Source organism: Pseudomonas syringae group sp. J248-6, from assembly GCF_032586995.1.
Lineage (GTDB): Bacteria > Pseudomonadota > Gammaproteobacteria > Pseudomonadales > Pseudomonadaceae > Aquipseudomonas > Aquipseudomonas amygdali.
Window position 1 is genome coordinate 230,086 of record NZ_JAWHOP010000004.1, and the last position, 14,847, is coordinate 244,932.

The following is a 14,847-nucleotide window of genomic DNA, read 5'->3' on the forward strand; positions in this document are numbered from 1 at the left end:
GTGTTCAGTCATGTAAACGGCAGGGACAAGATCACTGTCAAAGGCTGGTTTGCCCAAGACAGTGGTCGTTACCAGCTAGAGCGTGTGGAGTTTTTAGAGGGTGGTTTGTGGAGCAGCCAAGACATGAAAGTAATGACGGCGAAATATACTCAGCTAGATCAGGTTAATATACTACTTCTAGGTCAAGGAGATTTTTCTCTTGAGTAAATAACAAAAAAATTGGAGTGGTGGAGTCAAAATGATATTTCCCCAACCTGCCCGGTCTTGCGCTGCTCACAGCGGCGTAAGACGTCGGCGCCTATATGAGGGAGTTCGCAAGCTTCGGCGAAATCCCTCGAGGCTCTTAAGTTAGCAGTTTCTGATCATATTTAATGATCGGCCGTTAATTGCTTTGAGCAGGCTGCAAAAACATAGCAAACTTGCTTGCTCAAAAGCTGTACTTGGCCGTCAACGCATAGCTGCGCGGGTTGCCGTAGACGTCGGTGGAGCCCCATACCGAGCTTGCGCCAATCGCCGTGTAGTAGGAGCGGTCAAAGATGTTGTTGGCGTTAAGTTGCAAGTCGAGGTTCTTGCTCACCTGATACCCCGCCATCAAGTCTGCGACGGCGTAGCTGCCTTGTTCCAGACGGTAGATGCCGTCTGTGAGCGCGATGTCGTTGTACATGCGACTCTGCCAGTAGACGTTGCCGCCGACGCGCATTTTTTCCAGTGCGCCTTGCAGGCGGTAGACGGTCGATACCTTGAACAGGTGCTCGGGTGTGTCGGTGTTGAATTGCTGGTTCTTGTTCGCCGGATCGGTGTCCTTGAGATAGTGGGTGCGGGCATAGGTGTAGCCTGCGCCGACTTGCCAGTTCTCGGTCAATGCGCCTTGCAGCTCCATCTCGATACCCTGACTGCGTACCAGACCGGCTGCGTCGTAACAGGTCAGGACCGCGCAGCCCGCCTGGGTCGGTGACTCGGTCTTGAGATTTTTCTGATCGATCCGGAACACTGCCAGGCTGGCATTGAGGGCACCGTTGAAATATTCGCCCTTGATGCCGACTTCATAGTTTTCGCCCACGACGGGGTCGAGTACCTTGCCGGACAGGCTTTGCGCGCTCTGTGGCTGGAAGACATCGGTGTAGCTGGTGTACAGGGAATGGTGTTCATCGAGCTTGTAGATCAGCCCCGCGTAGCGCGTCAGGTTGCGGGTGACCTTGTAGTCTTCATCACCAGAGCGATCATCGTAGTCGTACCAGTCCAGACGGCCGCCGAGGATCAGGGTCAGCGGGTCGGCCAGGCTCAGACGTGTAGTGAGGTAAACCGCATCCTGGGTGGCGATGCTATGCGTCTTGCCATCGCGGACGAAGTCCGGCTTCGGCGCGCCAATCGGCAGTCCTGTGTCATAGGGGCTGTACTCCTTGCTGGTCTTGTCGTACACGCGCCTGCTGGTGCCGACCACCACTTCATGGGTGCGCCCAAAGGCTTCGACCGGCCCGCTGGCGTAGACATCGAACGCAGTCTGCTGCTCCTCAGGCTTGGACTGATAGGCCGTCGTTTCCAGCGGGCCGTTGTAGCGCGACAGGTAAGTGCCTGAAAACAGACCGTCCAGCGACGAGCTCGAGCCTGCTACGCGCAGTTTCCAGTCGTTGTCGAAACGGTGCTCCAGCTCACCGAACACGGTGTCTATGCGGATTTTCTTGTTTTCCCAATCCGAGCCGGAATAGGTCGAACGCGGCAGGTTCAGGTGATGGCCGTCAGTGCCGAGTGGCAGGCCACCCCAGAAGTAATTGGTCTGATCTTCCTGACGAGACAAGCCCAGAGTGGCGGTCGTGGCATCGTTCAGATCTGCCTCGACCACCCCGTAGAACACGCTGTGATCACTTTTTTCCTTGTCGCGGAAACTGTTGGCATCCTGGTAGGAACCGACTATTCGGCCGCGTACCGTGCGGCTGTCATTCAGTGGTCCGGAGGCATCGAATACGCCGCGGTAGTCGTCCCAGCTTCCGACCGTGCCGGTGAGGGTGACCTGTGGAACGGCGGTAGGGCGTTTGCGCACCATATTGATCGCCGCTGAAGGGTTGCCAGACCCTGTCGCCAGGCCTGTAGCGCCTCTGATCACCTCGACATGATCGAACATGGCCAGGTTGGGTTGAACGCCTGCCGTGTAGCCCGAGTACGAGGCGGGCAGGCCGTCGTACATGATGTTGTCGATGTCGAAACCGCGAGAGGTGTAGGTTTGCCGGCCCGGTCCGCTGGATTGGTCCAAAAACAGACCTGGGGTGTATTTCACCACGTCGTTGATGCTGGTCATGGCCTGGTCGTCCATGCGCTGACGAGTGACGACGGTCACCGCCTGCGGGGTTTCACGAATGGTGAGCGGCAATTTGGTCGCCGTCTGCATCGGGCCCGTGGTGTAGGACTGACTGTCTTCGGTGGTAGAGCCAAGTTGATCGCTGCTGATTTGCGTCGCGCCCAGCTCCATTGTCGTCGTCGATGACGCTTCGGTGGCTTGCGTTTCAGCGCCGTAGGCAGCCTGAGAAGTTGCGATCCAGATGCCCATTGTCAGCAGGGCAGGGGTGAAAAGAAAACGGCTTTGCGATTGCTGGCCCGGCATGAACCCGACACTCCCTGAAGCCGTCCGTGGCTGGATGATAATAATGTTGATAACTGTTCGCATTATTGTGGCAGGTTGTTTCTGTCAGAAAAAGACACTGCGAACAAATAGTTAACAAAATTTTCACATTTCCACCGCGAGCACAGGTGCGCGTCTGCGCGCGCATCAGTTGAGTTTTCGGCAGCGCTATCGATCTTGAAGAGAGGGATCAGGCAGACATTTTTCCAGCTGTGGAATTGCCCATTCGACGAATGCCTTGACCCGGGGTGAGAGCTGCAAGGTGTGCGGATAAACCAGTTGAATCGGCAGATCTGCCGTTTCGAAGTCATTGAGTACCCTGATCAGGCGACCGTCAGCCAGTTCATCTGCAACCTGATAATGCATCAGCCGGGTCACGCCCAGACCCTGCACGCAGGCCAGGCTGGCAGCGCGGACCTGATTACAGACCAGCCTGGGGGTAATGTCCTGTATCAACTCTTTGCCCTGATGCCGGAAGTACCACTGCCGGCCGTGCGAAGCCAGCGTGATGCACGCGTGCTCAGGCAGTGATTTCGGGGTGTCCAGCAGCGCGGCGGTGCGCAGGTAGCCCGGGCTTGCACAGGTTACCAGCCGGGTCGCACCGATCCTGCGCGCGACCATCGCCGAGTCCGGGAGATGGCCGATGCGCAACGCCAGATCAAGGCGCTCGTCGAGCAAAGGCACGATCTGGTCATTGAGGTTCAGCTCGACGTTGATGTCCTGATGCTCGCTGAGAAAGGCGTTTACCAGCGGAGCGATATAACGCTGCCCGAACTCGACAGGTGCCGTCACCCGAAGCAGGCCCCGCACGATGCCGTCGCGGCCATCAAGGCGCTGTTCCATGTCATCGAAGTCCGCGAGCATGCGCCGGGTCCAGCGCAGATACTCCTCGCCCTCATCGGTCAGGGCCATGCGCCGCGTGCTGCGGTTCAACAAGCGTACGCCCAGATGACTTTCCAGAGCGGCCAGCGAGCGGACTAGCGACGCGACCGATTGCCCGGTGACATCCGCCGCCGAACTCAGACTGCCGCTGTCGACGATCCGCACGAAATTGGCCATTGCCTTGAGCCTGTCCATTGCCACCTTCTGATTTGTGCGATTAGTGCATAGGTCTTGTCAGGTCCGCAGCATAGGTGAAACCACTGCCGTGGCCGACACTGGCGAAACTGCTTCCAATCGGAGTTTCAACCTCATGAGCCTGCAACCCAACCCCGCCCGGATTCTCGCATACGACCACATCGGTATTCGCGTCAGCGACCAAAACCGCGCACTGGCTTTCTACCAGGCGCTTGGTTTTGTCGAGAGTGCGCGTTTTCCACGTTACGAAGCCAACGAGATGCTCAGCCCGGACGGCGTGCGCATCAACCTGATCTTCAATGGCGTTCGCGTGCCCCGTGCTCACAACGTGTTGCTGGATGACCCACTGAAACTGCCGGGCATGACGCACCCGGCGTTTATCGTCGATGACCTGCAGGCACTCGAGCGCTGGCTGGGCGCGCAGGGAATTGTCGTCACTGAAGGGCCGCACCCCATCGGCCCGCGACGAATCGCACTGTTCATCCGCGACCCTGATGGCAACGTTCTGGAATTCAATCAACTCGTCGATGGAGACACACAATGAAACTGTACGATCTGCAAGCCTCCGGCAACTGCTACAAAGTACGCCTGTTCGCTGCCCTGGCCCATATCGAGCTTGACGTGGTCGCCGTGGATTTTCTGAACGGCGAGCATAAAAAGCCACCACTGTCTGACCTCAATCCTCTGGGCGAATTGCCGGTTCTACAGGATGGTCCGGTCGTCCTGCGTGACTCGCAGGCCATTCTGATTTACCTCGCTGGCGAATATGGCGGTCTGGCGTGGTGGCCCGCTCACCCTCAGGGACAGGCCGAAATCGCCCAATGGCTTTCGTTCGCTGGCAACGAAATCCAGCACAGCCTTTGCGCGGCGCGGCTGGTGCAGAAATTCGGCGCTGCGCTGAACAAGGCCGAGGCCCTGCAGAAATCTTCTGTTGTGTTGGGGCTGCTCGACAAACATCTTGCACAGCATGACTGGCTGGCAATGGGGCGACCTACGATTGCCGAGTGTGCGGTTTATCCGTATGTGGTGCTGGCACCGGAAGGCGGTGTGGAGTTGGGGGCGTACCCGAGTGTTTTGCGGTGGCTTGAACGGGTGGAGGGGCTGGCGGGTTACCAGTCGGCTTGATTCGGGCCGCAGGCCTGGCACTGATCGTATAGGTGCCTGCCAGTTGGCAGGACACCACTCAGCCGCTGCTGCGGAACCTGCGACAACCATGACAGGTAACTCATCGAAAAACGCTATGAAAATCTTGTACATGAAATTACATTGGTACAAGTTTTGCGGCTTCGGAGTATTGGATAGCTGGCCCTGAGGTACAGGTCAATCGTCTGACGCCACAGCTTTTCAGATTCTTGCAGACGCCATGCGGAGCCTTTTCCATTGACCGAATCCCCCCATCTCCACCTCGTCCTCGGTGATCAACTGTCTTTCGACCTGGCGTCCCTGAAAGACCTGAACCCAGAGCGCGATACGGTCCTGTTGGTCGAGGTGATGGAGGAGGCAAGCCATGTGCCGCATCATCCGCAGAAAATCGTGCTGATCTTCAGCGCCATGCGTCATTTTGCCGAGGCGCTGCGCGAGCGCGGCGTTCGGGTGCAGTACGTCATGCTTGATGACCCGCAGAACACCGGGTCGGTGCCGGGTGAGTTGCGGCGCTGGCAGGCCCTGCTGCAAGCCAAAGAGCTGCACGTCACCGAGTGCGGTGACTGGCGGCTGGAGCAGTCGATCAAGGACAGCGGGTTGCCGATTCAATGGCATGCCGATACGCGCTTTCTCTGTTCCCGCGAAGAATTTTCGTCGTGGGCGCAGGGTAAAAAGCAGTTGCGCATGGAGTTCTTCTATCGGGAGATGCGGCGCAAGAGCAGGTTGCTGTTGAACGGCGATGGCACACCGGTTGGCGGTGCCTGGAATTTTGATGCGGAAAACCGCAAGGCGCTGCCCAAGGGCGTCGCTGCGCCTTACCCGATGCGCTTCTCGGCAGACGGGATCACTCGCGACGTGCTGACACTGGTAGCTGAACGTTTTGCCAGTCATTACGGTTCGCTGGATGATTTCGATTACCCGGTGACGCATGTCGATGCTCAGGCGCTGTGGGACTACTTTCTCGATTTCGGGCTGGCGGGTTTCGGCGATTATCAGGACGCAATGGCCACTGATGAGCCGTTTCTGTTTCACGCGCGGATCAGCGCTGCGCTGAACATCGGCCTGCTGGATCTGCGCCAGATCTGCAGTGACGTTGAGTCCGCGTACTGGTCGGGCAGGGTGGCGCTGAATGCCGCCGAAGGTTTCATTCGCCAATTGATCGGCTGGCGGGAATATGTGCGTGGCGTTTACTGGCTGAAAATGCCCGAGTATGCCGATGGCAACCTGTTCGGCAACAGCAGGCCGCTGCCGGAGTTTTACTGGACCGGCGAAACGAAGATGAACTGCATGAGTCAGGCGATCGGCCAGAGCCTCAAGCATGCCTATGCCCATCATATTCAGCGCCTGATGGTGACCGGCAACTTTGCGCTGCTTGCCGGTATCGTGCCGAGCCAGATCTGCGAGTGGTATCTGGCGATTTACATGGACGCTTTCGACTGGGTCGAGCTGCCCAATACGCTGGGCATGGTCATGCACGCCGATGGCGGCTATCTGGGCTCCAAGCCCTACTGCGCCAGCGGCCAATACATCAAGCGCATGTCTGACTATTGCCGTGGCTGCGCTTACAAGGTCACTGAAAGCACGACTGACGATGCCTGCCCGTTCAACGCGCTCTACTGGCATTTTCTGATGCGCCATGGCGATCTTTTGCGGCGCAATCAGCGTATGGGCATTATTTACAAGAACCTTGATCGCATGGCTGAACCCAAACAGCAGGCGTTGTGGGAGCGGGGCGAGGCGTTGCTGGCCAGGCTCGATGCTGGAGAGGCGCTTTGAAAAAGACTGAGCTGCCGGTCAAAACCTGTGTGGTCTGCGGGTTGCCGTTTACCTGGCGCAAGAAGTGGGCACGCTGCTGGGATGAGGTGCGCTACTGCTCTGAACGCTGTCGTCGAAACAAGCCATCGGCGAGCCAGTAACGCTTTCAAAATATTTCGAAATGAAAAGTGCTGAACTATCGCTTCGCCAGAATGATCCTTTTCTATGCGCATTCAGCGCGACCCCGACAGGCGAGTGCATTCGCACTGAGCATTGATCCAGGGTCGCCGAACGAAAAGGAGCCGTCATGACCGTAACCACCCATCCCGACTACCGATATACGCCAGGCCCGCTACACGCGACCCTGCTCGCCGGAACCGTGCCTCTGTTTCTTGGCGGATTGCTGAGCGACATCGCCTACTACCAGACCTTTCAGATTCAGTGGAGCAACTTTGCCGCCTGGTTGATTGCCGGAGGCTTGTTGTTCTGCGGGCTGGCGTTGCTGTTCGCACTGGTCAATCTAGTGCGTGCGGATCACAAGGCCGGTCGTCCCGTGGTGTACTTCCTGTTGTTGCTGGTTACCTGGGTGTTGGGGCTGGTCAATGCTTTCGAGCATGCGAAAGACGCCTGGGCGGTCATGCCGTCTGGCTTGATCCTGTCGGTCATTGTTACTGTTCTGGCCTGCGTTGCGACGTGGACCGGGCTCACCAGCCTGCGTTCCGGAGGTGCAGAATGAGAAATATCCACGCATTGACTGCATTGAGCATGGCGCTGCTGCTGAGCGCCTGCGGTGGTGAAGCCGACAGCACTCAGGCGCGCGGACCGGACCCGAAGTTGCCGGACCCGCAACGCGGCCTGTTGCCGAGCATGAAGATTGCCGAACCGACGGCTTGGGGCGATCAGAAGCCTGCCGTGCCTGAGGGTTTCAGTATCACGGCGATTGCCAGTGATCTGAATATTCCACGTCAGTCCATCGTTTTGCCCAATGGCGACATCATCGTTGCCGAAGGGCGCGGCGGCAGCGCTGCCAAGCTCAAACCCAAAGACGTGATTGCCAGCGTCATCAAGGCCCAGGGCAACACCAAGGTCAAGAGCGGTAATCGTCTGACACTGTTGCGGGACGCGGACGGCGACGGCAAGTATGAGCTGAAAACGGTCTTTGCCGAGAACCTGAATGCGCCCTATGGCCTGGCCTTCGCGAACGGCAAGCTGTACGTGGCCAACCAGGATGCGCTGGTCAGCTTCGATTATCAGGAAGGTCAGACCAAGGCCAGCGGTGAGCCGACCAAGGTCACCGATTTGCCTGCGGCGATCAACCACCACTGGACCAAGTCGCTGACGGCAAGCCCTGATGGCCGCTACCTGTATGTCGGTATCGGCTCGAACAGCAACGTGACCGAGCGCGGCATGGAAGTCGAAATCGATCGCGCGATGGTCTGGCAGATCGACGCCGCAACCGGTGCGCACAAGCCTTATGCGACCGGTCTGCGTAACCCGACCGCGTTGACGATTCAGCCGGGTACCGGGCAGTTGTGGACGGTGGTCAATGAGCGTGACGAGTTGGGCCCGGACCTGGTTCCCGATTACCTGACCTCGGTGAAGGAGGGCGCGTTCTATGGCTGGCCGTATAGCTATTGGGGCCAGAACGTAGACACGCGTGCCCAGCCACAGAACCCGGCCAAGGTCGCTGCGGCGATCAAGCCGGATTACAGCCTGGGTTCGCACGTTGCCGCACTGGGTGTGTCGTTCTCGATCCCGGCCATGGGCGACAAGTTCGCTGACGGCGTCTTCGTTGGCGAGCATGGCAGCTGGAACCGCGATAACCCGGTGGGTTACAAGGTGATCTTCGTGCCGTTCAGCAATGGACGTCCTGCCGGCGAGCCTGTGGACTTCGCAACCGGTTTCCGCGGAGCTGACGGCAAGACTCGCGGCCGGCCAGTGGGCGTGACAGTTGATCCGAAAGGCGCACTCATCATCGCCGACGACCTGGCCAACACCGTCTGGAGAGTGACCCGCAACAAATAGGTCACGACTGCCTGTGTGATCATTCCCATGCACCGCATGGGAATGCCTTTGACACTCTGCGCCAGGCAATGAGCCTCGACGCGGAGCGTCAAGAACTGCGTGCCGTCGCAGAGCGTCGGCACGATATTCAGTCAGTGATCGTTCCCATGCTCCGCGTGGGAATGCCGTTCGTGACGCTCTGCGTCACCCATGCAACCTCGACGCAGAGCATCGGCCTGACAGCCAGTCTTCGCAGAAATTATCGCGTGTCGTTGATACGGAATTTCGCTCGCAAGGTGGCTTCGTCAAGGCTTTACCCGTTAGGGTTACCCGCATCCATGCGCTGGCCCGACGGGTCAGTTGCTGACATTCCCGAATTCTGGAACCGCTGTGAGTCGTTTTGAAACCGCTGGAAACGTAGAAACAAAACCCGCTTCATGGTGGGCCGTTGGTAGCGTATCGCTTGGGTCATTCGCTACCGTCACCACTGAATTTCTCCCTGTCGGGCTGTTGCCCGATATTGCTCGTGACCTGGGAACCAGCATCAGCCAAGCGGGCTTGATGATGGCTGTGCCCGGCATCCTCGCGGCCATTTCAGCACCTTCCTGTATTGCCCTGTTCAGTCATGTCGATCGCAAGCGCCTGTTGCTGGGGCTGCTGTCGATATTGCTGGCGTCCAACCTCATCGTGGCGCTGTCGACGCACTTCTGGCTGACGCTTGCCGGCAGGGTCCTGCTTGGCTTCGCACTGGGAGGTTTCTGGACGATTGCCGGTTCGCTCGGGCCTCGCTTGAGGCCCGGCAAGGAGGGCGTAAAGGCCACCGCGTATGTGTTGGCGGGCGTCTCGATCGGAACTGTTGCCGGGATTCCGGCTGGCACGTTGATCGGTGAAGCGTTCGGCTGGCGGGCGGCATTTGAAACGGCGGCAGTGGTCACGGTTGCGGTAGGGCTGTTGATTGCAATGTTTTTACCGGCGCTGCCGGGCGAGCGCTCTGCCGGCATCAGTCAGATGCTGTCGCTGGCTGGCGAGCAACGCATTCGCCGCATGTTTGCCGCTGCACTGTTGATCTATGTCGGGCACTTCGCGGCTTACACCTACCTCGCGCCCTTCGTGCAGGAGTTCGCGCATATCCAGGGGCAGGCCTTGGGAGCATTGCTGTTCGCCTTCGGTCTGGCAGCGGTGGCAGGCAATCTGGCCGGTGGAGCCCTGGCAGCCAGAAGCGCACCGTCCTCGGTGCTGATCATGACCCTGCTGATGCTGGGGTCGCTGACTGCGCTGCTGATGTTTGTCGGCAACCCGTGGCTGCTCTGGCCGGTGATTCTGGTTTGGGGATTCGCTTTCGGGATGATCCCCATCACCACGCAGATCTGGTGTTTCGAGGCCTCCAATGATCGCGTGGAAGGTGTTCAGGCGCTGCTGGTCTGTGTGGTGAATCTGTCGATTGGCGGCGGGGCGTTCATCGGCGGCGTGGTGTCCGGTCGGGCCGGCTTCACCGCCGCCATCGTCATCGGGGCGGTATGTGCCGCGCTGTCCATGATCACCGTTGTGCTGGCGCTGCGCCGCTCCAGGCCGGTCATTTGCACAGACTGATTTGCCGCTAATGAGGTATTCGGCTATCCAGCATCCATCGCCGAATACCTGCTCACACCGTCAGCCTGCTTTGAAAAACGCGACCTTGCGGGTAAGGCGATCTGCAAGCTGTGCCAGTTCTTCGCTGGCACTTGCCACCTGCTGCGATCCATTGGCGGACTTGAGTGTCGAGTCGTGAATGCTGTTGATGTTCATGGCAACGTCTTCTGCCACCGAGCTTTGCTGAACAGCAGCGCTGGCGATCTGCGCATTCATGTGATTGATCGCGCCCACTTCCTGATTGATTCTGGACAGAGCACTTTGTGCGTTGCGTGTCTGGTCAACGGCGCGATTGACCAGCTCGCAGCTGTCGCGCATGTTCTGCGCCGCGGTTTCAGTACCGCCTTGCAGCGTGCTGATCATGTTTTGAATTTCCTGGGTCGACTGCTGGGTACGATTCGCCAGGGAACGAACTTCATCGGCGACGACCGCAAAGCCTCTGCCGTGCTCACCCGCACGGGCTGCTTCAATGGCCGCATTGAGTGCCAGCAGATTGGTTTGCGAGGCAATCGAGTTGATCACCTCGATCACCGTTTCGATCTGCTCGCTGTGCCTGGACACCTGCTCCACAGTATTTGTTGTTTCAGTCAGCGTGGCCGCCAGTTGCTCGATGGCAGTGGTAGTGCTTTCGACAAGGCGGTTACCGGTCGCCACTTCGCTGTCTGCCAAACGTGCAGCGTCTGCTGCCTGTGCTGCATAGCCCGAGACTTCATTGACCGTGGCGGCCATCTGGCTGATGGCGGTCGCCACCTGTTCGGCTTCACGGGTCTGCACCATGATCTGAGTATTGTTGGCAGAGGAGGCCGCCGACAGCACGGTGGATGACTGGCTGACCTCCTGGGCAGCCGTCCTCACCTCGGTGATGGTTTCCGAGAGACGAGTCAACGCGGTTTTCAGTACGCCCATGACACTGTCGGGATGCGCGGTGGTGATGGTTTGCTGCAGATCACCGGCCGCCAATCGTCGAATGGCCTGCGCAACCTCTACAGGCTCCGCGCCAAGCGTCTTTTTCACAAAGCGAATGATGAAAACCGACAGCACGATGCTCAGCAGCACGGCGAAAGCCGTTGCCAGCAGCATCAGGCCACGGAACTGGCTGGCGGTCGCCTGCACATTATCCAGTTGAACCCTGATCGAGGCTTCCTCATGGTCGATGAGCGCGTTGATGCGCTTCAGCCATTCGCTGTAGTCGCCCGATGTCTGGCTCAGCAACAGGGCCTGGGCACCGGCGATGTCACCGGTACGGCGCAAGGCAATGACGCTTTTGGTAGAGCCCAGCGTCTGCTGTTCGATTTCCTTGATGCCACGCAACAGTTGCCGCTCTTCGGCACTTACGGTCGGCCTGGAGAACAGTTGATCCATCGGTGCAGCCGAATCGATGTAGTCCTTTTCCAGCCGGGTCATCTCTGCCAGATGGAGCGCGAGGTCCTGATCATTGTTGACCAGTACCGCATCGCGCAGGGCGATCGCCCGGTTATGCACGCTGCCACGAAAGTTGATCGCATAGCGTTGCACCTTTGCGGCATTGTCTCCAACGTCTTCCAGGGTGCTGTCGATGAAGCCAACCCGCTGAATGCCGACAGCGGTGATCAATATGAGCAGTGAAACGACCGCGGCAAACCCCAAGCCGATGCGGGTAGCCAGAGAAACCGGATTTTTCATGGAAGGAACTCGAACGGGGGAAGTGGATAAAGTCGAATCAAGGGCTGGCAAACGGCCATTCATTGCGAATAGTCAGACAATACCGTGCAGCCGGTCGGTCGCCCAATAGATATTTGCGTGCGGCGAGATAGGCAGGTGTTATTTCAGAAATGTGTGACGGTTACGAGTGCTGTGATGTTGTCTTCGTAATATAAGCGTTGCTGGTCACCGTTCTATCGGATGACTGCGGTCCATCAGGTTACCGGCGACGCTGTAACGTTCGCCGGCGTCGGGTTTCTGCTGTGCGGATCAGACGAATCCGGTCACCAGATGCGGTACATAAGGTGCCTCAAGGCGTTGGATCTCTTCGTCGCTGAGCACCAGCTCCAGTGTGGCGATAGCATCGTCCAGTTGGGACGCTTTGGACGCGCCGACAATCGGCGCTGAAACCCCTCGTTTGGCCAATACCCAGGCCAGTGCGACCTGCGCCATCGGCACACCTCGTTCCGCGGCGACCTGTTCCACAACGTCGATCACCCGACCGTCTTCCTTTTCCGTCGCCTGGTAGAACGACTGACCGGAAACGTCGGTCCTGGTCCGCTCGGTCTGCTGCCCATGGGGCCGGGTCAGCCTGCCACGCGCCATCGGGCTCCAGGGCATCAGGCCGACACCCTGATCAATGCACAGCGGGATCATCTCGCGCTCTTCTTCGCGATACACCAGGTTCAGGTAGTTCTGCATGGACACAAACTTGCTCCACCCGTGCGCGACCGCGGCCTGCTGGGCCTTGGCGAACTGCCATGCATACATGGATGACGCGCCGATGTACCTGGCCTTGCCTGCCTTGACCACATCGTGCAGGGCTTCCATGGTTTCCTCGATGGGCGTGTCATAGTCCCAGCGGTGGATCTGATACAGATCGACGTAGTCAGTGCCGAGTCGCGTCAGGCTCGCATCGATACTGGACATGATGGCCTTGCGCGAGAGCCCTTTCTCATTGGGCCTTGTCGAGCCTTCCCACATGTTTGCCGGGAAGAACACCTTGGTGGCGATAACGGTCTCGTCGCGGCGTGTGAACTCTTTCAGCAATTTGCCGACGATGGTTTCCGAGGTGCCTGCCGAGTAGCTGTTGGCCGTGTCAAAAAAATTGATGCCTTGCTCGACGGCGTGTTTGATGATCGGCCTGCTTGCTTCTTCGCCCAGTGTCCAGGGGTGCGTTCCGGCATCGGGCTCGCCGAATGTCATGCATCCAAGGCACAGTCTGGAAATATCCAGCCCTGTGTTTCCAAGCTTCACGTAGTTCATGAATTCTCCATCTACCGTTGATTGATCAGTCGCCGAGCAGTTTTGCGTTTACAGATGGGGCAATGCCTGCCCGAAACAACTCTCTTTGGCGCGATTGGTTCTATAGTTCTAATTCTGTAGAACTATAAGCGACTGTGCACGATTCGGGAGAGCAATATGGCCAGGCTGGAACAGATAGGGTTTCTCGGGTTCGACGTATTCGGCACCGTTGTGGACTGGCGAGGTGGTGTGGCACGCGCCGCGGCGCCCTTTCTGCTGCGTCATGGCGTGAACGTCGACCCCCTCGATTTTGCCGATCAATGGCGCGGGCTCTACCAGCCTTCCATGCAGCGCGTTCGCTCGGGTGAGCGTCCTTTCGTGACACTCGACGTACTCAATCGCGAGAGCCTCGAAACCGTGCTGGCGCGGCACGAGGTGGATTTCGGCAGCATTCCGGATACCGAACTCACGGAGCTTAACAAGGCCTGGGAACGGCTGGACCCATGGCCCGATTCCGTCGCCGGCCTCACGCGGCTCAAACGCAGGTTCTCGATTGGCACGCTTTCCAACGGGCATATTGCCGGCATGCTCAACCTGGCAAAGTTCGCTGGCTTGCCGTGGGACGTGATTGTCGGCGCGCAAATCGCGGGCTCTTACAAACCAACGCCGCAGACCTACCTGAAATCGGCAGACGCCGTGGGTCTGGCCCCGCAAGCAGTCGCGATGGTGGCTGCGCATAATTCCGACCTCGCGGCAGCCCGTGCGAATGGCTTCAAGACCGTGTTCGTCCGACGCCCGTCCGAGCACGGGCCAGGCCAGACGTCTGACCTTACTGCCGAACAGGACTGGGACATTATTGTCGATTCCCTTACCGACGCTGCCGAGGCGCTCGGTTGTTGAGCGCAGATAATGGCTAGGGGATAACTTACTCCCGTAAATCCTTCCACATATGCACCTTGGAGACGAACCTGCTGCCTACGGCAACTGCAAGTGGTTCAACGCCAAAGGTCACAAAGCCCATGCGCTCATAAAGCCCTTGTGCTGCGGCATTACCCTGCGTGACGGTGAGCTGTACGACCAGAAGCTCAGGACGGGATCTGGCATGCTCGAGCACGCTGCACATCAACTGGTAGCCAATGCCTCTTTTTCTGTGAGCCTGAGGCACGTACATCCCGAACAGGGTTGACTTGTGCCGGGCCTTATTTCGGGTTTCAACTGACAGTCCGGCTACGCCCAGCAGTTGACTGTCTTCAACGGCGGCAAACACCGCTTCGGTCGAAGCATTGCTGTCATCCAGTCTGTTTTCCCACCATTCGCCAGGCAGCGTTTCACGTTCTTTTACATCAGAGGTAAAGGCGTCCGGGTGGCGATCATATGCCTCAAGCATCAAGGCGCGATAAGCCACTGCATCGGTCGGTGTCAGTCGTCGGTAAGTAATGGTCATGAAAGCAGGATTCGTCTGATTCAGGCGTCGAGTATTGCACCCGGAGGCGGGAAAAGTCTTAACCGCACGCTGGGTTTTAAACAGATGTCGGATTCGCGCAGCAGTGCCGTTTGACGGACACTTTGGGGGTTTGTAACTTTTTGTTTGCCTCGCTGCCAAAAATCATGGTTATTATCCGGGGCGCTCAGGGCCAAAAACCCAGCGTCAATGATTGCCATGGGTCTACAACCCCGCAGTCGCAGCCGATCGGGTCCAC

General features: G+C 58.4%; 14 protein-coding genes. 9 read left to right on the forward strand and 5 right to left on the reverse strand.

Going from position 1 to position 14,847, the window contains the following annotated elements; translation table 11 throughout:
* The coding region (locus tag RYC17_RS07490; protein ID WP_316902695.1) for a calcium-binding protein at positions 1–207 on the forward strand (207 nt) is incomplete at its 5' end.
* Between the two features lie 220 nt (positions 208–427).
* On the opposite strand, the gene RYC17_RS07495 is transcribed toward RYC17_RS07490, so the two are convergent.
* A complete protein-coding gene (locus RYC17_RS07495) occupies positions 428–2,596 on the reverse strand; it encodes a TonB-dependent siderophore receptor (RefSeq protein WP_219171167.1) in 2,169 nt (722 codons plus the stop codon).
* Between the two features lie 186 nt (positions 2,597–2,782).
* Entirely contained in the window at positions 2,783–3,691 is a 909-nt protein-coding gene (locus RYC17_RS07500) for a LysR family transcriptional regulator (protein WP_058408464.1), read from the reverse strand.
* 115 nt (positions 3,692–3,806) lie between these two features.
* On the opposite strand from RYC17_RS07500, the gene RYC17_RS07505 reads away from it, so the two are divergent.
* The 7 genes from RYC17_RS07505 (at position 3,807) to RYC17_RS07535 (ending at position 10,183) form a co-directional block, all read left to right on the forward strand.
* The gene (locus RYC17_RS07505) at positions 3,807–4,235 is read left to right on the forward strand and encodes a VOC family protein (RefSeq protein WP_122258247.1); all 429 of its coding nucleotides are present in this window, start codon (positions 3,807–3,809) and stop codon (positions 4,233–4,235) included.
* On the forward strand, positions 4,232–4,816 hold the full coding sequence (locus RYC17_RS07510; RefSeq protein WP_122281556.1) for a glutathione S-transferase family protein: 585 nt from the start codon (positions 4,232–4,234) through the stop codon (positions 4,814–4,816). The genes RYC17_RS07505 and RYC17_RS07510 overlap by 4 nt, the downstream gene beginning before the upstream one ends.
* A gap of 255 nt (positions 4,817–5,071) precedes the next feature.
* Positions 5,072–6,610: a cryptochrome/photolyase family protein gene (locus tag RYC17_RS07515; protein WP_410478451.1), complete on the forward strand. Its 1,539-nt coding sequence runs from the start codon at positions 5,072–5,074 to the stop codon at positions 6,608–6,610.
* Positions 6,607–6,750, forward strand: coding sequence for a DUF2256 domain-containing protein (locus RYC17_RS07520; protein WP_080394996.1), 144 nt, complete (start codon positions 6,607–6,609; stop codon positions 6,748–6,750). The genes RYC17_RS07515 and RYC17_RS07520 overlap by 4 nt, the downstream gene beginning before the upstream one ends.
* Before the next feature lie 146 nt (positions 6,751–6,896).
* A complete protein-coding gene (locus tag RYC17_RS07525) occupies positions 6,897–7,325 on the forward strand; it encodes a DUF2231 domain-containing protein (RefSeq protein ID WP_058401950.1) in 429 nt (142 codons plus the stop codon).
* Positions 7,322–8,614, forward strand: a complete 1,293-nt coding sequence (locus RYC17_RS07530; protein WP_316902696.1) for a sorbosone dehydrogenase family protein — start codon at positions 7,322–7,324, stop codon at positions 8,612–8,614. The genes RYC17_RS07525 and RYC17_RS07530 overlap by 4 nt, the downstream gene beginning before the upstream one ends.
* Positions 8,615–8,983: 369 nt before the next feature.
* Complete coding sequence (locus RYC17_RS07535) at positions 8,984–10,183, forward strand: MFS transporter (protein WP_122281558.1); 1,200 nt, start codon at positions 8,984–8,986, stop codon at positions 10,181–10,183.
* A 60-nt stretch (positions 10,184–10,243) separates the two neighbouring features.
* On the opposite strand, the gene RYC17_RS07540 is transcribed toward RYC17_RS07535, so the two are convergent.
* Together RYC17_RS07540 and RYC17_RS07545 are read right to left on the reverse strand one after the other, a co-directional pair.
* A complete protein-coding gene (locus RYC17_RS07540) occupies positions 10,244–11,884 on the reverse strand; it encodes a methyl-accepting chemotaxis protein (RefSeq protein ID WP_316902697.1) in 1,641 nt (546 codons plus the stop codon).
* A 288-nt stretch (positions 11,885–12,172) separates the two neighbouring features.
* Positions 12,173–13,168, reverse strand: coding sequence for an aldo/keto reductase (locus tag RYC17_RS07545; RefSeq protein WP_122281559.1), 996 nt, complete (start codon positions 13,166–13,168; stop codon positions 12,173–12,175).
* A 156-nt stretch (positions 13,169–13,324) separates the two neighbouring features.
* Between RYC17_RS07545 and RYC17_RS07550 the strand changes: the two genes are divergently transcribed.
* Positions 13,325–14,047, forward strand: a complete 723-nt coding sequence (locus tag RYC17_RS07550) for a haloacid dehalogenase type II (RefSeq protein ID WP_058401953.1) — start codon at positions 13,325–13,327, stop codon at positions 14,045–14,047.
* A 25-nt stretch (positions 14,048–14,072) separates the two neighbouring features.
* On the opposite strand, the gene RYC17_RS07555 is transcribed toward RYC17_RS07550, so the two are convergent.
* Positions 14,073–14,591, reverse strand: coding sequence for a GNAT family N-acetyltransferase (locus RYC17_RS07555; protein ID WP_316902698.1), 519 nt, complete (start codon positions 14,589–14,591; stop codon positions 14,073–14,075).
* Positions 14,592–14,847: the final 256 nt, after the last annotated feature.

What these genes read in the sequence shown, in the direction of transcription:
- RYC17_RS07495 (WP_219171167.1), bottom strand. Translation starts at nt 2,596, where the DNA reads ATGCCGGGCCAGCAATCGCAAAGCCGTTTTCTTTTCACCCCTGCCCTG.
- RYC17_RS07500 (WP_058408464.1), bottom strand. Translation starts at nt 3,691, where the DNA reads ATGGACAGGCTCAAGGCAATGGCCAATTTCGTGCGGATCGTCGACAGC.
- RYC17_RS07505 (WP_122258247.1), top strand. Translation starts at nt 3,807, where the DNA reads ATGAGCCTGCAACCCAACCCCGCCCGGATTCTCGCATACGACCACATC.
- RYC17_RS07510 (WP_122281556.1), top strand. Translation starts at nt 4,232, where the DNA reads ATGAAACTGTACGATCTGCAAGCCTCCGGCAACTGCTACAAAGTACGC.
- RYC17_RS07525 (WP_058401950.1), top strand. Translation starts at nt 6,897, where the DNA reads ATGACCGTAACCACCCATCCCGACTACCGATATACGCCAGGCCCGCTA.
- RYC17_RS07530 (WP_316902696.1), top strand. Translation starts at nt 7,322, where the DNA reads ATGAGAAATATCCACGCATTGACTGCATTGAGCATGGCGCTGCTGCTG.
- RYC17_RS07540 (WP_316902697.1), bottom strand. Translation starts at nt 11,884, where the DNA reads ATGAAAAATCCGGTTTCTCTGGCTACCCGCATCGGCTTGGGGTTTGCC.
- RYC17_RS07545 (WP_122281559.1), bottom strand. Translation starts at nt 13,168, where the DNA reads ATGAACTACGTGAAGCTTGGAAACACAGGGCTGGATATTTCCAGACTG.
- RYC17_RS07550 (WP_058401953.1), top strand. Translation starts at nt 13,325, where the DNA reads ATGGCCAGGCTGGAACAGATAGGGTTTCTCGGGTTCGACGTATTCGGC.
- RYC17_RS07555 (WP_316902698.1), bottom strand. Translation starts at nt 14,591, where the DNA reads ATGACCATTACTTACCGACGACTGACACCGACCGATGCAGTGGCTTAT.